Annotated in this window: 13 protein-coding genes; all 13 read left to right on the top strand. The window is 54.3% G+C overall.

Going from position 1 to position 18654, the window contains the following annotated elements; translation table 11 throughout:
- Window positions 1-26 precede the first annotated feature (26 nt).
- Window positions 27-2270: an outer membrane protein assembly factor BamB family protein gene (locus tag CTH_RS08820; RefSeq protein ID WP_107753582.1), complete on the top strand. Its 2244-nt coding sequence runs from the start codon at window positions 27-29 to the stop codon at window positions 2268-2270.
- A gap of 48 nt (window positions 2271-2318) precedes the next feature.
- Window positions 2319-3302, top strand: coding sequence for a CotS family spore coat protein (locus CTH_RS08815; RefSeq protein ID WP_107753580.1), 984 nt, complete (start codon window positions 2319-2321; stop codon window positions 3300-3302).
- A 181-nt stretch (window positions 3303-3483) separates the two neighbouring features.
- Complete coding sequence (locus tag CTH_RS08810; RefSeq protein ID WP_078664921.1) at window positions 3484-3759, top strand: hypothetical protein; 276 nt, start codon at window positions 3484-3486, stop codon at window positions 3757-3759.
- A 207-nt stretch (window positions 3760-3966) separates the two neighbouring features.
- On the top strand, window positions 3967-5943 hold the full coding sequence (locus tag CTH_RS08805; protein ID WP_159073846.1) for a sigma-54-dependent Fis family transcriptional regulator: 1977 nt from the start codon (window positions 3967-3969) through the stop codon (window positions 5941-5943).
- A gap of 144 nt (window positions 5944-6087) precedes the next feature.
- Entirely contained in the window at window positions 6088-6573 is a 486-nt protein-coding gene (locus CTH_RS08800; protein WP_078664919.1) for a 4Fe-4S dicluster domain-containing protein, read from the top strand.
- Window position 6574: 1 nt separating this feature from the next.
- Window positions 6575-7294, top strand: a complete 720-nt coding sequence (locus CTH_RS08795) for a CoB--CoM heterodisulfide reductase iron-sulfur subunit B family protein (protein ID WP_078664918.1) — start codon at window positions 6575-6577, stop codon at window positions 7292-7294.
- A complete protein-coding gene (locus CTH_RS08790) occupies window positions 7291-11652 on the top strand; it encodes an FAD-dependent oxidoreductase (protein WP_107753578.1) in 4362 nt (1453 codons plus the stop codon). The genes CTH_RS08795 and CTH_RS08790 overlap by 4 nt, the downstream gene beginning before the upstream one ends.
- Window position 11653: 1 nt before the next feature.
- Window positions 11654-12091 (top strand): hydrogenase iron-sulfur subunit, encoded by a 438-nt coding sequence (locus CTH_RS08785; protein WP_078664916.1) that lies wholly within the window; start codon window positions 11654-11656, stop codon window positions 12089-12091.
- The gene (locus CTH_RS08780) at window positions 12078-12743 is read left to right on the top strand and encodes a methylenetetrahydrofolate reductase C-terminal domain-containing protein (protein WP_078664915.1); all 666 of its coding nucleotides are present in this window, start codon (window positions 12078-12080) and stop codon (window positions 12741-12743) included. The genes CTH_RS08785 and CTH_RS08780 overlap by 14 nt, the downstream gene beginning before the upstream one ends.
- The gene (locus CTH_RS08775; RefSeq protein WP_107753576.1) at window positions 12740-13633 is read left to right on the top strand and encodes a methylenetetrahydrofolate reductase; all 894 of its coding nucleotides are present in this window, start codon (window positions 12740-12742) and stop codon (window positions 13631-13633) included. Before CTH_RS08780 ends, CTH_RS08775 begins: the two co-directional genes overlap by 4 nt.
- 130 nt (window positions 13634-13763) lie before the next feature.
- Window positions 13764-14822, top strand: coding sequence for a TolB-like translocation protein (locus tag CTH_RS08770; RefSeq protein ID WP_078664913.1), 1059 nt, complete (start codon window positions 13764-13766; stop codon window positions 14820-14822).
- A 134-nt stretch (window positions 14823-14956) separates the two neighbouring features.
- Window positions 14957-16612, top strand: coding sequence for an AMP-binding protein (locus CTH_RS08765; protein WP_078664912.1), 1656 nt, complete (start codon window positions 14957-14959; stop codon window positions 16610-16612).
- Window positions 16613-16763: 151 nt separating this feature from the next.
- On the top strand, window positions 16764-18626 hold the full coding sequence (locus CTH_RS08760) for a methyl-accepting chemotaxis protein (protein WP_078664911.1): 1863 nt from the start codon (window positions 16764-16766) through the stop codon (window positions 18624-18626).
- Window positions 18627-18654: the final 28 nt, after the last annotated feature.

Here is an 18654-nt window from a genome sequence, read left to right as displayed (position 1 = left end):
ATTTGTTTTTAAAGGGGACTGGAGTTATGCGTAAGTTAATATTCCTCTTGAGCCTGGTTCTGGCCTGGTGCTGGCCTGGGCTGGCCCGGGCTTCCGAAACTGTGGCTGCGGCAGTCTACCAGGGCTACCTGGATCCGGCTGCGGACTTAACCTTTGCTGTAATTACCGATTCCCATGTGGGTTTTAGTACAGGCCTGGCCCGAACCAGGCTGGCAGTAACTGAACTCAACCAGAATCCTGTGGCCCTGGATTTTGTCATTCACATGGGTGATATGACGGAAAAAGGACTGGCCTGGGAAATCAATGCTTATCGCCAGGCGGTCAGCCCTCTAAAGGTGCCTTTGTACAACGCCCTGGGCAACCATGACAGCCGCTGGAGTGATCAAACCAAACCCGTTTGGGCCCGGCTGTTCGGGCAGGGAGGCAAAAGCTATTATTCCTTTGATTATAAGGGCTACCATTTTATTATCCTGGATTCAGCTATCCCTGGTGCTACCCATGGCCATATCGATGGACCCCAGCTCAGCTGGTTGCAAGCTGACCTGGCCCGGCTGGCTCCTGGTACGCCGGTGCTGGTTTTCAGCCATCATCCGCTGGCTTTTAGTAACCGCTTTATCGATAATGAGGATCAGGTACTGGAAATACTGCAAGGCTATAATGTTCTGGCCTATTTTGCCGGACATGGCCACAGCCACCTGCAGTGGAACCGCAATGGTCGTCCCTTTTTTATGGTGAAAGCCATTGTGGATGGTGGCTATGCCCTGGTTCAAATCAAAGAGGGGAAATTGACCCTCTGGCATAAGCAGATCGGTTTCCCCTGGCTGAAAAAGCTGGCGGAAGTTTCAGCTCGCGAAACTGTTAACCTGCAAGGAGCGGAAGTGCAGGCTGCGGCTACGGGAATCAGCCTGCGCTTATCCGGGGAAGAACGTCCTGAGCGTATTGAAGCCCGGGTAGACCGGTCTGGCAACTGGCAGAAACTCGCTCCCCGGCCTGATGGCAGCTGGCAGCTGAACTGGCAGATTACTACCCCTGGTCAGCATCTGGCTACAGTTCGCCTGGTTTTTTCCGGCGGCCAGGTCTACCATCTCAATCAAACCTTCCAGGTTACCGGTCAACCGGCTCTGCTCTGGCAGGCTGAAGTAAAGGGCAGTGTCCAGTCTGCTCCACTGCCCTGGAACAAACAACTGCTGGTTACTTCCAGTGATGGGCAGCTGACGGCTCTGGACCGCTTCACCGGTAACCGTCTCTGGTCATACCAGGTGAGCCCGGAAGGGGAGGCTCTGGTGGGAGGAGCAGTGCTTTTCCCTGAGGGAGCCATGGCTGTGGCAGTGGATGGCTGGGCTGCCGCTGTTAATGACGAAGGCCAGGTGCTCTGGCAGGTTAAGTTACCGGCGGGTTCCCTGGCTACACCGATATGGAGCGGCAAGTACCTGATCTGTGCCCTGGCTACCGGGCAGGTAGTGGCACTGGCTCCTGAAAATGGTGGGATTGTCTGGAACTATAAAACCGGCGGGGGTCTACGGGCCCAGCCGGTGCTGGCTGGTAACCGTCTTTTTGTAGGTAGTAACGATGGTTACGTATATGCCCTGGCGGCCGATAGCGGCAAGCTTCTCTGGAAGACCCTGATCAATAGCGGATTTTATTATGCTCCGGCTACCGCACCGATGGCGGTAGGGTATGGGCTGGTCTATGCCGTTGCCCCTGCGGACAAACGCCAGGGCGGCTATTCCCTCTTTGCTCTGGACCAGCTGGACGGCAAACTGGCCTGGAAGGCCAAACTGGCAGGAGGCTATGGTGCACCGCTGGTACAGGGACAGGCGGTATTTGTTAATGCTGTCAGTGGCCGCTTGTATGCTTATCATCCTCTGACCGGCAAGGAATTATGGCAATTTAATAGCGGCAAGACCATCTATGATACCCGACCCGTTCTGGTGGGTGGTCAGCTGGTCTGGAACACCTTCTATGGTGGCTTAATTGGGATCGATGCTCAGAATGGCCGCCTCAGCTGGCAGTACAAGACAGGGGATGCCTTTATGCTGGCGGCACCGGCAGCAATGGGGGATGTAGTCTATGGGGCAGACCTTGAGGGCCAGGTCCTGGCCCTCAAGGTACCTCTCACGCCGACGGGAGCTATTCTGCAGGGGAAACTGCCAGACTGGCGGATATACCTGGCCGAGCAGGAACGGCTCAAGGCCGAGGCCCAGAAAAAACTGGCTGAACAGGCGAAAAAGAAGAAAAAGGCGAAAGCAAAAAGAAAAAAGAAAAAATAACTCCTTTCTTCCCCCGGGCATAAACTGTGCCAAAGGGGGAATTTTTTTATGAAAAGAATAGCAGAGGCTTACGGTTGGGAAAAAGCCAGGTTTCGACGAATCAATGATACAGTCTGGAAAGTGCTGTCCCGGCAAGGGGAATTTGCTTTAAAACGACCTACTACCAGTCCGGAACGACTGGCGTTTATTACAGCTGCCCTTCAGTATTTAAAACAAAAGCAGTTTCCCTGGTTTGCTCCCCTGGTACTGACAGGGCAGGGCGAAGCAATCTGGCAGGAGGGGGGAGAGAGCTGGCTGGCCACGGGCTGGGTTCAGGGTAGGGGCTGTGATTTTCGCCGCCGGCAGGATTGCTTGCAGGCAGCCCGGACCCTGGCGGCTTTGCATCAGGTGGCTCATGGGCTGACACCACCGCCGGGCAGCCGGCCCAAAACCATGTACTGGGCCTGGCCGGAAAAATATGAGGAAAGGATTGAGGAGTTGCAGGCTTTTCAAAAACTGCTGGCCATGAAGGGAAAACTCAATTCCTTTGAACGGGGATTTTTGCAGGCTTTGCCCCGGGGTTTGCAACTGGCCAGGCAGGCTCTGGAAGTACTCAACAGCAGCCAGTACCAGGTGGTGGCTAGTGAAGCTGAAAGAGCTCAGGCTTTTATCCATCGGGATGTGGCGGCCCGTAATTTCATTATTCATCCGGATGGGCATGCTTATTTAATCGATTTCGATTATTGTCGCCAGGACTTACCAGCAGCCGATGTGGCCCGGTTGTTGCAACGGGCTATGAAGCGCCAGGGCTGGCAGAGGGAAAAGGCAGAAGCCATTCTGGCCGCTTATGAGGAGATACGCCCCCTGTCAGCTGAGGAAAAGACGGTGATCGCTGCTTTTCTCACTTTTCCCCAGAAATTCTGGCGCCTGGCCAATCGCTATTTTTACCGCAAAGAAGGCTGGAATCAGGAGAAATACGCCGCCAAACTAAATAAGGCTGTAAACTACTGGGAGAAGGTGCCTGAAGTATGTGCCTTGCTGCTGGCGGGATAAGACAGTATGCAACAGATGCTGGGACACTGGGAAGAGGCCGCATAACAATTAAACTGCCTGAATAACCATTGAGGGACGAAAAACTTCTTTTCGCCGATAAGGCCCGCAGCGGGCATTGCTCTTGCTAGGATAATAGTCAAAAGCAGCCGAAAGCAGGAGCGGCGGAAAGGAGGAATGGAAGATGGCGGTGGATAAAATTCGCTATCCCGAAGGGATGCCGGAAGTGCTGCCTGGCCCGGAAAAGCCCCAATTGCGCCTGGTGCAGAAAATGGAGTTAAAGGAGGTGCGGCGGGGGGCGATTGTAACTTCGGTTACGGCCGTCTATTTCTGCCGAGCCTGCCAGGAGAAAAAGACAGCTCTGGATGTAAAACTGTGTGATTGTGGTTTGATTATGTGCAACCAGTGCTGGTCTGAGTGGGATGACCGCTGTCCCCTCTGCGAAACCGATTTATCATGACCTTTAACTGCTGATTTTGACCATTGGCCGCCCGGCTGTTTCAATTTTGCTGAAAAAAAGGTACATTGAAAGCAAAGGGGAAAAAGGGGCGGACGCTTATGCAACAGGTTTGGTGGAGAAAAAGGCGCATAGGGTGGAATGGGCAAACCGGTCCGAACAGGGCCGGTTCTGTTTTTGTGCAGACAGGAACAAGAGGGGGAGTGCGGGATGGTACATCTGCTCTCTGACCATTTGTATCAGGCCTGGCTGGAATTTCAGCGTCAGGGCCGGGCTGGAATAAACCAGGAGCACCTGAGGCCGGAAATAGCCGAGTCCTGGCGGCGTTCCCGCCAGGCCGGGATCAAATCGGAGCTAAAAAAAGTACCGCTGGTGCTGGGCAAGGAAGAATTGTTCAGCCGGCGGCGGGAAAGGGAAGAGTTAATCAATCTGGCTACTCCCTATTTAAAATCTCTCTACTCTTTTGTCCAGGGCTCCGGGTTTATCGTATCCCTGGTGGATGAAGAGGGCTATTTGCTGGAAAGCGTTGGGGACCCGGAAACCCTGCGTTTGGCTCGTGAATGTCGTCTCGTGCCTGGTGCCTGCCTGGCGGAAGGGGTGAGCGGCACCAATGCCACCGGGCTGGCTTTGCGCTTACTTCGGCCTATTCAGGTTTTTGCTGCCGAACACTATCTTGAGGGCCTGCATCCCTGGACCTGTTCTGCCGCTCCCATTATGGGCCTGGCTGGCCAACCTCTGGGCGCTATCAGCATGACGGGCAGCTTTGAAAAGGTGCATAGCCACACGCTAGGGATGGTAGTAGCCGCTACCCAGGCTATTGAAGGGCAGTTAAAAATCAATCGGGCGCTGGAGAGAATGACGGTGTTAAATCGTTATCAGAGCGCCATTATGGAGGCTATCTCAGAAGGATTACTGGCTCTGGATGAGCAAGGCCGGGTAACCCGTTTGAATCAGGCGGCGGCCCGGATTTTGCGGTTAAACAGCGAGGGGGCCATTGGGCAGAGAATCGACGAAATCCTGGGGGAAGGTAACCCTGTCAGCCGGGCCCTGACCCGGGCGGAGGAAATTTCCGAGGAGGAGTGGCAACAGGAAAGCTGGCGGGGGCAGATTCACTGTACTGTCTCCTGCCGGCCTATTTATAACAGCCAGCAACGGCTGGTGGGGATGGTAGTGGTGGTCAGGGAAATCCAGAAAGTAAGACAGCTGGTATCTAAAATGGTGGGAGCCCGGGCCCGCTTCAGTTTTAATGACCTGATCGGTACTAACCCGGCTTTTCTGCGGACAGTGGAGCTAGCTCGCCAGGCGGCCCGCAGCAATTCCACCGTGCTCTTGCTGGGGGAAAGCGGTACCGGCAAGGAGGTTTTTGCTCAGGCTATTCACAATGCCGGGCCCAGGGCCAGCGGACCGTTCATCGCTATCAACTGTGCCGCCCTGCCGCGGGAACTGATCGGTTCTGAGCTGTTCGGCTATGCGGAAGGAGCCTTCACCGGGGCCAAACGGGGTGGTAACCCCGGTAAATTCGAGCTGGCTGATGGCGGGACAGTATTTCTGGACGAAATCGGGGAAATGCCCCTGGAAATGCAGGCCCATTTGCTCAGAGTCTTGCAGGAACGGACAGTGATGCGTATCGGGGGCCAGCAGGTTATTCCGGTGGATGTACGGGTGATTGCGGCTACCAACAAGAATTTGCGGGAGGAAGTGGAAAAAGGGCGTTTTCGCCTTGACCTCTACTACCGTTTGAATGTCCTGACCATCCAGATGGTGCCCTTGCGCCAGCGCCCGGATGATATCATGCCTCTGGCTAGATTTTTCCTGCAACAGATGACTGAGCGGCTGGGTAAGCAGATCAGGGGCTTTCATCCCCGGGCCGAAGAGCTGCTGGTGCGGTATTCCTGGCCGGGGAATGTGCGGGAGCTGGAAAATGTAATCGAACGGGCAGTCAATGTAGCGCAGGGGCCCTGGTTGACCCCGGCGGAGCTAGGACCGGAATTTCTCATGGAGGGCAAATCCCTTCGGCTGGAGCCGGTAAATAGCAAAACCATGCGGCGTTCCCTGGATGAAGAAACCATTCTCAATACCATCAAGCGCTGTCAGGGTAATCTGGCCCGGGCGGCCCGGGAACTGGGAGTTGCCCGCAGCACTTTGTATCGCAGACTGGAACAGCTGGGACTGTTGCGCGACAGATAAGAAGACATTTAACAGGTAAATGGTTTTAACCGTTTACCTGTCTTTTTTTGTTCTTGAGCAGGCGGTATTGACATTTTACCGGGAAGGGGGAGGAATTGGAGTGTCCCTTGCATGTAATTAAAGCAACACGAGGAGGTGACCGGTATGTTGCCAGTTGATGGCTGTTACCAGTGTCAGAAGTGTACCGCCGGGTGTCCGGTAGCTCCCTGGACGGACATCGGACCTGCCCGGCTGGTGGAACTGTTGTTGCTGGGACGAGAAGGAGAGGCCCTACAGTCCAATCGCCTCTGGCTGTGTTTGCACTGCGGTACCTGTGCTGCCCGCTGTCCAAACGGAATCGATGCGGGGGAAGTTACCGCTAGTTTGAAACAGAAAGCCTGGCTGCAGAAAATGGTAACCCCATCCCCATTGCCGGCTTTTTACCAGAGTTTTCTAGCCAGTGTGGCCCGCTGGGGCCGGGTCTATGAACTGGGTATGATACTGGGGTATAAATGGCGGACCGGCCGCTGGCTGGCGGACCTGGCTCTGGGCTGGCAGTTGCTAAGGCAGGGCAATTTACGTCTTCTGCCCCAGCCCATTCAGGGGCGATCTGAGGTAGCGGCTTTGCTGCAGCGGGAAGGGAGGGCATAGAATGGTTTACGGATATTTTCCCGGTTGTTCCCTGCATTCCACAGCCCAGCTTTATGAAGATACTGCCCGCAAGGCCCTGGCTCTGCTGGGGATTGAGGTCAGGGAAGTACCGGACTGGAATTGCTGTGGAGCGACCCCGGGCCATGCCTGGTTGCCACCGGTAGGGGAGGCCCTGGCTCAGCGCAATTTAAAGCAGGCTCGCAAGGCGGGGCTGGGAGAAGTGCTGGTCCCTTGTGCTGCCTGTTACAACGTGCTGGCCCGTCAGGCCGGACCGGACCTGAAGATCCGGCATCTGCTGGAACTGATGACTGAAGCCGGGCTTTTACAGGAAATAGAGAAACGGGCCCGGGGACAGCTATCCGGGCGCAAAATTGCGCCTTATTATGGTTGCCTGTTAGTACGACCAGCGGAAATCGCCTTTGATGATCCTGAACAGCCCCGGCGGCTTGATCAACTGTTGCTGGCTTTGGGAGCAGAACCTGTGCTCTGGTCCTACAAAACCGCTTGTTGTGGGGGCAGCATGGCCGTGCCCCATGGCCAGGTTGTTTCCGAACTGGTTAAAAAGATTGTGGAGGCTGCGCGACAGGCCGGAGCTGCGGAAATAGTTACTGCCTGTCCCCTCTGTTATGCCAATCTGGCCTGGCGGCAAGGGGGCAGCAAAAAGCTGCCGGTTCGCTATTTTACAGAATTGATTGTGGCAGCACTGGGGGTGAGCAGATGAAACCGGAACAAGTGATAGGAGCAGCTCTGGTGGTAGGGGGCGGACCAGCGGGGATGACTGCCGCCCTGGATTTGGCGGAAAGCGGGCATCTGGTTCATCTGGTCACCATCGGCCCCAGTCTGGGGGGAACCATGGCCCAGCTGGATAAAACTTTTCCCACCAATGATTGCGCGATGTGTTTGTTAGGTCCCAAAATGACTGACACTCTGAATCATCCCAATATTCGCCTCTCTACCTGCACCGATTTACTGGAGTTAAAGGGAGAGCCAGGTCAGTTCACAGCCCGGCTGAGGGTGCGGCCCCGCTATGTAAAAGAGGAAGAATGCACTGCCTGCGGGGAATGTGAACAGGTCTGTCCGGTGGAACTGCCCGCTGAGTTTAACCAGGGCCTGAACCGGCGCAAAGCTGTGCATAAAGCTTTTCCCCAGGCAGTGCCTAATAAATATTTGATCAGCAAGCGGGGGACCAGTCCCTGTCGTCTGGCCTGTCCAGCCGGAATCAATGTTCACGCCTATGTTGCCCTGGCGGCCCAGGGGCGCTGGCGGGAGGCCTGGGATATTATTCGTGAGGCTATTCCTTTTCCCATCATCTGCGGTACCGTCTGTCACCATCCCTGTGAACAGGTTTGCCAGCGGGGGCAGGTAGAGGAACCGGTGGCCATTAGTCGGATCAAACGCTTTATTGGGGTCAAGGTGCTGGAAGAACTCAGGGATGAAGATATACGTCCGGCTATCAGGCGGCAGGAACGAGTAGCGGTGGTGGGGTCTGGACCAGCAGGTCTTTCCTGTGCCTATCACCTGGCCCGACGGGGTTATCAGGTTACGGTTTTTGAGGCCTTGCCGGTAGCCGGAGGTATGATGCAGGTTGGTATCCCCGAATATCGCTTGCCCAAAGCTCTGGTGCAGAAGGAAATCGAGCTAGTTCAGCGGCTGGGGGTAGAAATTCGGGTTAATAGTCCCATCGGTGGGGAAAGAACTATCACCAGTCTCCTGGAAAAAGAAGGATTCCAGGCGGTGTTTCTGGGCATCGGTGCCCATGAGCCTCAGACTCTGGGATTGCCCGGGGAAGAACTGGATGGTATCTATCACGGGGTCAGCTTTCTCCGCCAGGTAGCATTAGGGGAAAGACCTGTCCTGGGGCGCAAAGTGGCGGTGATCGGCGGCGGCAACACCGCTATGGATGCTGCTCGTACTGCCTTGCGCCTGGGGGCAGAAGAAGTGACTGTTATATACCGGCGCACGGAAGAGGAAATGACTGCTTTACCGGAAGAAGTGGTGGAAGCCCGGGAGGAAGGGGTGGAATTCCGTTTCCTGACTTCCCCATTAGCCTTCCTGGGTCAAGAGCGGGTTCAGGCGATTAAAATCCAGAAAAACCAGCTGGGGCCTCCTGGACCGGACGGGCGGCGGCAGCCCCGGGGTATTCCCGGTTCGGAGGAGGAACTGGCGGTAGATGCAGTGATTATCGCTGTCAGCCAGGCGCCGGAAAAATCCTTCCTGGGGGAACATCCCGGTCTTAAAACCCGGGGCCGTCTTATCGAAGTGGACCCTGTCACCCTGGCCACCAGTCTGCCTGGCGTTTTTGCCGGCGGCGATGCTGTGACTGGACCCAAAACTCTGGTGGAAGCCTGTGCTGCCGGCCGGGAAGCGGCGGAATCGATTGATCGTTACCTGAACGGCCTGGATCTCTACCAGGGCCGGGAGCGCCGCTTCCTGCCCGAAGCCCGCTGGACCCCGGAAGAGCTGGCCCGGGTGCAGCGGCAGCGCCGGGTAGCGGCCAGTAAATTGCATCCGCTGGAACGACGGCAGACCTTTGCGGAAGTGGTACAGCAATACAGTGAGGAACTGGCCCGCCAGGAGGCTGCCCGTTGCTTGAATTGTGGCGGCTGTTGTGAATGCCGTCTCTGTGAGAGCGCCTGTAAGAAACAGGCCATCGCCCATGACCAGCAGGCAGAAGAAAGGGAAATAGCCATTGGAGCGGTTTTGCTGGCTCCCGGTTTCAGTTTGTTTGATGCTCGCCGTTACGGGGAGCTGGGCTATGGGATTTACCCTGATGTGGTTACATCCCTGGAATTTGAACGCATTCTCAGTTCCACCGGACCCAGTCAGGGCCATGTGGTCAGGCCCAGTGACGGGCAGACTCCCCGTAAAATCGCTTTTATCCAGTGTGTAGGGTCCCGGGATGCCTGTCGGGGTAACTCCTGGTGTTCATCCATCTGCTGTATGTATTCGGTTAAGGAAGCCATCATTGCCCGTGAACATGACCCGGAAATCGAGCCCACCATTTTTTATCTGGACCTGAGGGCCTATGGCAAAAATTTTGACCGCTATGTCCAGTCGGCCCGGGAGCAGGGAGTGCGCTTTATTCGCTCTATGGTGGCAGGAGTAAAATATGACCCTGTAAGAAAAAAACTGCTGGTCCAGTTTAGCCGGGAGGGTCAGGCAGCAGAAGAGGAATTTGACCTGGTGGTGCTGGCCGTAGGGGTAGAGCCACCGGCAGGGGCAAAGGAACTGGCCCGGGCGGCCGGGATTGAGCTCAACCAGTACGGCTTTGCCTGGACCCCACCGGAAGACCCGGTGGCGACCAGCCGGTCCGGGGTTTTTGTGGCAGGAGCTTTCCAGGGACCGCGGGATATTCCTGAGACAGTAGCCAGTGCCAGTGCTGCTGCAGCCAGAATCGCCGCTCTGCTGGCCCCGGGACGTCATACTCTGGTCCAGCCCAAAACCTATCCCCCGGAACGGGATGTTAGTCAGGAGGAAGCGCGCATCGGGGTGTTTATCTGCCGCTGTGGGATCAATATCGCTGCTGTGATAAATGTGCCCCGGGTGGTAGAGGCTGCTGCCCGTTTGCCAGGTGTGGTCTGGGCGGAGGAATTCCTATATTCCTGTTCCCAGGATTCTCTGAAACAGATTATTAACCGCATCCATGAACACCAGCTGAACCGGATAGTAGTGGCTTCTTGTACGATCCGCACCCACCAGCCGCTGTTCCGGGAAGCACTAAAGGAAGCAGGTCTCAATCAGTTCCTGTTTGAAATGGCCAATATCCGCGATCAGTGTTCCTGGGTGCACCGGCTGGAACCGGAAGCGGCCACGGCCAAAGCCATTGACCTGGTGAAAATGGCTGTTGCCAAAGTGGCCCTGCATCGTCCTCTGCAACTGCATCCAGTACCAGTAGTGAATCAGGCTTTGATAATCGGGGGAGGACCGGCCGGAATGGCAGCCGCCTATAACCTGGCGGAAATGGGCTTTCCTGTTCACCTGGTAGAAAAAAAGGAGGAACTGGGTGGCCTGGCTGGTTACCCCGGGGATGAAAGCGTTATTGCTGACCTGAGGCAGCGGGTTCAGTCTCATGCCCTGATCAGTATCTATACCCGGTCGCATCTGACCGAGATCGGAGGCCATCAGGGCCATTTCCGCTCCCGCATTGAGACGCCTGCCGGACCGGTAGTGGTGGAACACGGAGCGGTGGTTGTGGCAACAGGATTGGAGGAAGCAGAACCTGATCCGGATTTGACGGCCAACCTGGGCGAGGGCTGGTTAAGCCTCAGGCAGGTGACCCAACTGCTGGAAAAAGAACCTGACTGGCAACCTGCTTTTGAGCGGATCAGCATTGTCCTCTGTGCCTCCCAGCCCTTAGGTCCGGTATCCTTCTGTTCTCGCACCTGTTGTCTGCAGGGGCTGCGGTTGGCCCGCCAGCTCAAAAGCCGCTGGCCCCGGCTGCAGGTTCACATCCATTTCCGGGAGATGCGCAGCTATGGTTTCCTGGAAGAAGAATACCGCCAGGCTCGCCAGGAAAAAATCCGCTTTTTCCGCTACGAAGAAAATTGGCCCCGGCTCAATCTCCGGCAGGAAGGGGTGGTGCTGGCAACAGGGGCCCGGCCCCCGGCGGATCTGGGTCAACTTGCTTCCTTGCTCAAGGTGCATCGCAATGAACAGGGTCTGCTGGTGGAAACCCATGCCAAGCTGGGCCCCCTGGATTTTCCTTCCGCTGGTTTTTATCTGGCTGGTGCGGCTCATGCGCCCAAACTGCTGGCAGAAGCCATTGCCCAGGGGGCGGGGGCGGCGGCCCGGGCAGCTACCATTCTTTCCCGCCGCCACTTGCTAGCTGGTGGAGTAGTGGCCTTTATGGCTAGACCTGAGCAGTGTGCAGCCTGCCTTACCTGTGTCCGGGTCTGTCCTTACGGGGTCCCGCACATCAATGCCGATATGGTGGCGGAAATCAATCCTGTCCAGTGCCATGGCTGTGGTACCTGTGTGGGTGAATGTCCCGGTCAGGCCCTGGAGCTGGCCCATTACCATCAGGATTATCTGGCGGCCAAAGTCAGGGCTCTGGCGTACACCAGCAAAGGGGGTAGGTAGGATGAAGGATTTTGAGCCCAAAATCATCGCCTTTTGTTGCTATTACTGTGCTTATGCTGCCGCCGACCTGGCAGGTACCATGCGTCTGCAATATCCCCCTGCAGTAAGGCTGGTGGAACAGCCCTGTTCCGGCCGGGTAGATGTGCGGGTAATCCTGGAGGCATTTCTGCAGGGAGCCGATGGGGTTTTTGTAGCCGGCTGTCTGGAGGGAGATTGCCATTTTCTGAAAGGCAACCTGCGAGCCCGTAAAAGGGTGGAAGCGGCGAAAAAAATCCTGGATGAACTGGGACTGGGCCGGGAACGGTTAGAAATGTTCAATCTCTCCGGCTCTATGGGCCCTCGCTTCAAAGAGATTGTGGAGGAAATGACAGAGCGGATTCTCGCTTTAGGACCCAATCCGCTCAATAGAAGGGAGGTAGCTGGGGATGATTGTCGCTGAACCCAAACCCTATCGCCAGCTTTATCAGCTACTGGCAGGAGTGGAAAAGGTATTGATAGTGGGCTGTGCCGAGTGTGTAACTGTCTGTCTGGCCGGAGGGGCCCGGGAAGCAGGGATTCTGGCCACCTCCCTGCAAATTCTGGCAGCGGGGGAGGGACGTTCGCTGAAGATAAAAGAACATACCTGCATTCGCCAGTGTGAGTGGGAGTACCTGGAGGAACTGGAAAACCTGGCTCAGGATGTGGAGGTAATCATCTCCCTGGCCTGTGGGGTAGGAGTACAGTTTCTGGCAGAAAAATTTCCCCACCACTGGGTTATACCCGGGGTGGATACTAAATTTGCCGGGGGTGCGGTGGCCCATGGCCACTGGGAGGAACGCTGCGGCCTTTGCGGGCAATGTCTGCTCCACCGCACCGGTGGCATATGTCCCATCGCCCGCTGTGCCAAACGCATTCTCAATGGTCCCTGTGGTGGCAGTCAGAATGGCCGCTGTGAAGTTAAAGACAATCCCTGTGCCTGGCAGCTCATTATCGACCGTATGACGGCCCTGGGCCGGCTGGAGCAGTTACTGGAAATAGAGGAGGAAAAGGACTGGCGCCTGGCCCGGGATGGAGGTCCACGGCGGCTGATCCGGGAGGAGGTGAGCCTATGAGCCGTCTCCAACAGTTGCTGGAAACTGGCAGGTTCGTGGTTACCGCAGAAGTCGGGCCCCCGAAAGGAGCGGATGCCAGCACTATCCGCCATCATGCTGAACTGCTGGCTCCTTATGTGGATGCCCTCAATGTTACTGACAACCAGACTGCCATTTGCCGTCTCTCATCCATTGCCGGGGCTTTTCACGTTCAGGCTGCCGGAGTAGAAGGAGTTGTACAGATGACTGTGAGGGACCGGAACCGCATTGCCCTGCAGTCCGATTTGCTGGGGGCCTGGTCCCTGGGGCTGAAAAACGTTCTTTGCCTGTCCGGTGACCATCAGACTTTTGGCAATCATCCCACTGCGGCCAATGTCTATGATATTGATTCCATCCAGTTCATTCGCGGTTTGCAACGCCTGCGGGAGGGCAAATTCTTCAATGGTGAACCGTTACATGGCGAACCGCCGCAGTTTTTTGTCGGTGCTGTTGCCAATCCCTTTGCCGATCCCTTTGAGTACCGGGTACTGAGACTGGAAAAGAAAATCCGGGCCGGTGCCCGTTTTATCCAGACCCAGTGTATTTTTGACCTGGAGCGCTTTGACCGCTTTATGCAACTGGTACGGCAACGGGGTTTACATGAACAGGCTTTTATCCTGGCGGGAGTAACACCGGTTAAATCGGTGCGCATGGCGGAATACATGCAAAAAAATGTTTCCGGCATGATTGTGCCGGATGCGCTCATCCAGCGCTTGAAACAGGCTGAAAATCCCAAACAGGAAGCGGTGCGGGTTGTGGTGGAACAAATTCAGGCACTGCGCCAGATTCCGGGAGTAAGAGGAGTGCATATTATGGCGGTGGCCTGGGAAGAAGTGGTGCCTGAAATCATCATACAGTCGGGATTACGCTAATTTTACTTATAGTAGTAGAAGTTTGTTCGCTAAAAATGAACAAACTTCTATTTTTTTAATGTAATTTGCAGGAATCTGTAATTTTGTGGCGAAAAGGAATAGTAACATATTGCACAAAGGGGGACAGAGAATGAAAAAAATGGTTAAAGCCGCTGCCGGCTTGACCTTGTTAGCACTTGCACTATCCTCGATATTCTTGCTAATGCCAGGGGATGCAGCCGTCAATCTCAATAGTTCAGCTTTGCTTTCACCGATCCCCATGCAGGCTGTGCCGGAGGCCATGACCCTGCAGGTAGATGGGACTTATGCCTATTTTATTGACGGTGGTGGCGATCTGGCCCGGATTAAACTCAGTGACTCTTCGGTGGAAAAACTGGTTACCAAAGCCAATGTGGGAGAAATTGTTGAGGTGGCGCTAGATGGCAACTATCTGGTTTTCACAACCATTTACAATGGACTGAGTAAAATCTTCTGCCTGGATTTAACCACTAAAACCATTACAGATTTAGTCCCCTCCCGGCTCACTACGAAAAAAGCCTTTCCTGATGTAGCTGGTGGCAAGGCGGTTTGGTCAGAATGGACAGAGACGGTGGGGACTGATGGCCGAATCAGTTACTCCCGGGCGATTATTTACATGAAAACCTTGCCCAATGGGGCAGAAACAACCATAGATTCCAGTGCGGCCTATTTGGCCCGTGCCCGTATAACTACTACGCATGTGGCTTATGAGACTTTAAATGGTGGTACCAATTTCATCAAATTGCATAATATCAGTAATTCTACCAAGACGGATGTATCCGGAGCCAAGCGCTTGCATGATATCAGTCCCAATTATGTTTTATACAGTAGCAGTGGCTATGATTTGCAGCTCTATGCCATCAGCGGCGGCGCCAAATATCCAGTCATTAAAAACAGCTATCCTGGTGGTGCTGCTCCTACCGCTTTTGCTATCGGCAAGGCGGAACTGGTGACCAACCAGCTGGTAGTCTGGTCTGCTAGTAGCGGTAAAATCTATGGTTCGGATATCAGAACAGTTACCGCTCCTACCGGTCCCACCCAGCTGGTGGATTGCGGTCATCCCTGGCCAGCTTTTGCCTTGAGCAAAGTAGGGACAAACCCGCATAATATTGTCTACTGCCAGAATAGCGGTACTGCCGGAGTCTACAAATCCAGTGTAAATGTACAATAACTTCCTGAATGGCTGTTCACAGACAACAAATCACCATTCAGGGTAGAAAATCTACTTTTTACCAGCCGATGTTGTCGGCTGGTCTATTTTTGTTTATGCTGAAAATACAAAGAAGACAAGGGGGTAGAGAAGGGATGGAAGATTTGCGCAAACCCAATATGGAGGACTATGATAAGGTCTATGCTGAGTTCAAGCATCAGGTGCCGGAGTATTTCAACTTCGCCCGGGATGTAGTGGACAAGTGGGCCCAGGATCCGGACAAACTGGCCATGTGGTGGGTGGATGACTACGGCAATGAAGCCAAGTATACCTTCAAGTACTTTTCCGAACGGTCCCAGCAGCTGGCCAATGCTCTCAGCAAGCTGGGCATCAAGCAAGGGGACATGGTGTTCCTGCTCTTACCCCGGCTGCCGGAATGGTGGGAAAGCATTCTGGCAATTATGCGCATTGGGGCTGTTTATATTCCCGGGACGAGCCAGTTGACTCCCAAAGACCTGAAATACCGTTTTGAAGCTTCCGAAGGGGTAGCCATCATAACTGATGCTGAAAATGCCCCCAAAGTGGATGCTATCCGCAATGAATGCCCGACCTTGAAGCATTGCATTATGGTGGGCGGCAAGGCCGAGGGCTGGCTGGATTATGGTGAATTGATTGCCAATGAGCCCACTGTATTTGAAACTGCCAACACTCGTTCGGATGACCCGGCTATTATCTTCTTTACCTCCGGTACCACCGGTTATCCCAAGATGACTGTGCATACCCATGCCAGCTATCCCATTGGCCATATTGTCACCGGGAAATACTGGCTGGATCTGAAGCCTGGAGATTTGCACTGGAACCTCTCCGATACCGGCTGGGCTAAAGCAGCCTGGAGCTCTATCTTCGGGCCCTGGAACTGCGGTGCTGCCATTTTCATCCATCATTCCACCGGGAAATTCGATCCCAAGAAAACTTTGGAACTTCTGGCCACTTACCCCATTACCACTCTCTGTGGACCGCCGACCGCCTACCGGGTCATGGTGCTGGAAGACCTGAAGTCTTATAAATTCCCCCACCTGCGCCATTGTGTCGGCGCCGGTGAACCCCTTAACCCGGAAGTCATCGAGGTCTGGAAAGAAGCAACCGGTTGCATAATTCGCGATGGCTATGGCCAGACGGAATCGGTGATCATGGTAGCCACCTGGCCCTGCATTGAACCCCGGTTCGGTTCCATGGGCAAACCGGCTCCCGGTTTCTATATTTCCGTTATCGATGAAGATGGCAATGAACTGCCCCCCGGTCAGGAAGGGGATATTGCTGTCAGGATTAAACCGGAACGGCCGGTGGGATTGTTTAAAGAATACTGGAAAGACCCGGAACGCACCAGAGCCACCGAGCGGGGCGACTGGTATATTACCGGTGACCGGGCCTATAAAGATGAGGATGGCTATTTCTGGTTTGTGGGCCGGGCGGATGATGTCATTCTCTCCGCTGGTTACCGGATTGGACCCTTTGAGGTGGAGTCCGCTCTGGTTGAACATCCGGCTGTGGCCGAAGCAGCGGTAGTGGCCAGCCCCGATGAACTGCGGGGAGAAATCGTCAAGGCCTTTGTCATTCTGGCTCCTGGTTATCAGCCGTCAGATGCCCTGGTCAAGGAGCTGCAGGAACATGTCAAAAATGTAACTGCACCATATAAATATCCGCGGGAAATCGAGTTCGTCACTTCACTGCCCAAGACCATCAGCGGCAAAATCCGCCGGGTAGAGCTGCGGGAACTGGAAAGAAGGAGAAAGCTAGGGGAAGGTAAGTAAAAGGGATAAATATATAGAGAGGAAACAAGGGATGCTGTAACAGGCATCCCTTGTTTTTTGTTGAAATTTTGTCAAAAAAACAAAAATTGTGCAGGATTTAATCATAAAATGTAGAAATAATTCTAAAAAACAAAAAGAAAGGGGAAGCGGAGTGAGTTATGCCAGAAAACTTTATGCAGCACTAGTTGGATTAACTTTTTTTGCAGTGCTATTGTTAGCTTTTTATACTGCAGCAGCTGCCAAAGACCAGTTGCTGGCAGCTGCCAGACAAAAACTTCGAAGCGACCTGGAAATGAGTAAAATTATCCTGAATTACAAATATCCCGGGCCCTGGCAGGTTCGCGATGGTCAGCTTTACAAAGGCGAGTACCGGATCAATGATGATTATTCTGCTGTGGATTTAATCGGCCAGAAAACAGGCGATACCGTTACCATCTTTCAGGGCGATGTTCGGGTAGCTACTAATGTTCGCAGGCCTGATGGCAGCCGGGCGGTGGGTACAAAAGTTTCTGAAAAAGTTCGCCAGGAAGTGCTGGTAGAACAGAAAACCTTTCTTGGTGAGGCAGAAGTAGTCGGCCGCATGTACCAGACTATCTACGAGCCGATCAAAAACCCGGAAGGGAAAGTTATCGGCATACTTTATGTGGGTGTGCCCAATGCCTATTATGACCAGCTGGCTGCAGCTTTCCGCTGGCGGACCATCGGTTTAGGAGCTCTATCTCTAGTAGGTGCGCTGGTATTGGGTTTTGTCTTACAGCGCCATTTGTTAAAGCCCATTAAAGAACTGCAATCAGGAATGCAGCTGGTAGCCAGTGGACAGCTTTATACCAGATTGAATTTGGGCCGAAAGGATGAATTTGGTCAGCTGGAGCGCAGCTTTAATCAAATGGTAGAACATTTGTATACTCTGGTAGAAGGCATGAAAATGAAAGCCGTTGATCTGACCCACTTTGCCCGGCAAATGGCAGCAGGGGCTGAGAATGGGGCGGAAGCCAATGGTCAGCTGGCAGCTGCCATAACGGTTGTTGACCAGAAAGCCCATGTCCAGGTAGGAGAAAGCCAGCAGGCCCTGAGTGCAGTGGAGAATCTGGTTGAAAGCGTGAACCAGATTGCGGCTTTGCTGGAAGAACAAAGTGAACAGGCAGAAGAAGTAAGAAAAATGGTAGCTGTTACCGCTGCCGGGATTCGTAAAATCAGTGAAGAAAACCAGGAGCTGGCTAATCAGGCCACCCAGACGCAGCAGGTGGCCAGTGACAGCAGACAAGTAGTGGCTGAAACTGTTGCCGGGATGGCCAAAGTGCGCCAGTCCGTCAGTTATGCTGCGGAACAGGTTAAACGCCTGGGGGCTGCTTCCAATCAGATTGATGGGATAATCCAGGTGATTGTGGACATTGCCGAACAGACTAATTTGCTAGCCTTAAATGCTGCTATTGAGGCAGCCCGGGCCGGCGAACATGGCAAAGGTTTTGCCGTGGTGGCTGATGAGGTGAGAAAGCTGGCCGAAAAGTCGGCAGGAGCGGCCCGGGAAATCAGCCAGCTGGTCCACGATATTCAGGCGGGCATCCAGCGTGCGGTTGACGGTATGGTACAAGGGGAGTCAGAAGTGGAAACTGGCATCAGCCTGGCTGAGCGCACCGGACAGGCGCTGGAAACCATAGTTCAGCAAATGAACAGTACGTTTAATCAGGTGGAACGGATTGCTGGCGAATCGGAAAACATTAATCAGGCTGGTAAAGGTGCTGTTGCTGCTGTCAAAGAGCTGACCAGGGCCATTAAGGAATCGGCTGCTCAGGCAGAAGAAATTAGTGCTGCGGCCAGGACTATTGAAACAGTAATGGTTAAAATTACGGAAATGGCTGGTGAAAACAGCGCCAGTGCCCAGGAGATGTCAGCCCTTAGTGAACAACTGCAGGGTTTGACTGCGGAAATTTCTACCGCCAGTGAGCAGCTGGTGGAAATGACCAGGGAAATGGAGGAAGCAGTAAGTCAATTTCATTTAGAGCCGCAGGCTTAACGCCTGGGGCTCTAATTTTATGTTATAA

It is taken from the genome of Carboxydocella thermautotrophica, assembly GCA_003054495.1.
Lineage (GTDB): Bacteria > Bacillota.
Note: the sequence above shows the minus strand (reverse complement) of the source record. Positions and strands in the feature narration are given on the sequence as shown.

Coding starts and splice junctions, on each gene's coding strand:
- CTH_RS08805 (WP_159073846.1), top strand. CDS start 3,967: ATGGTACATCTGCTCTCTGACCATTTGTATCAGGCCTGGCTGGAATTT.
- CTH_RS08810 (WP_078664921.1), top strand. CDS start 3,484: ATGGCGGTGGATAAAATTCGCTATCCCGAAGGGATGCCGGAAGTGCTG.
- CTH_RS08770 (WP_078664913.1), top strand. CDS start 13,764: ATGAAAAAAATGGTTAAAGCCGCTGCCGGCTTGACCTTGTTAGCACTT.
- CTH_RS08775 (WP_107753576.1), top strand. CDS start 12,740: ATGAGCCGTCTCCAACAGTTGCTGGAAACTGGCAGGTTCGTGGTTACC.
- CTH_RS08780 (WP_078664915.1), top strand. CDS start 12,078: ATGATTGTCGCTGAACCCAAACCCTATCGCCAGCTTTATCAGCTACTG.
- CTH_RS08765 (WP_078664912.1), top strand. CDS start 14,957: ATGGAAGATTTGCGCAAACCCAATATGGAGGACTATGATAAGGTCTAT.
- CTH_RS08790 (WP_107753578.1), top strand. CDS start 7,291: ATGAAACCGGAACAAGTGATAGGAGCAGCTCTGGTGGTAGGGGGCGGA.
- CTH_RS08785 (WP_078664916.1), top strand. CDS start 11,654: ATGAAGGATTTTGAGCCCAAAATCATCGCCTTTTGTTGCTATTACTGT.
- CTH_RS08820 (WP_107753582.1), top strand. CDS start 27: ATGCGTAAGTTAATATTCCTCTTGAGCCTGGTTCTGGCCTGGTGCTGG.
- CTH_RS08800 (WP_078664919.1), top strand. CDS start 6,088: ATGTTGCCAGTTGATGGCTGTTACCAGTGTCAGAAGTGTACCGCCGGG.
- CTH_RS08815 (WP_107753580.1), top strand. CDS start 2,319: ATGAAAAGAATAGCAGAGGCTTACGGTTGGGAAAAAGCCAGGTTTCGA.
- CTH_RS08795 (WP_078664918.1), top strand. CDS start 6,575: ATGGTTTACGGATATTTTCCCGGTTGTTCCCTGCATTCCACAGCCCAG.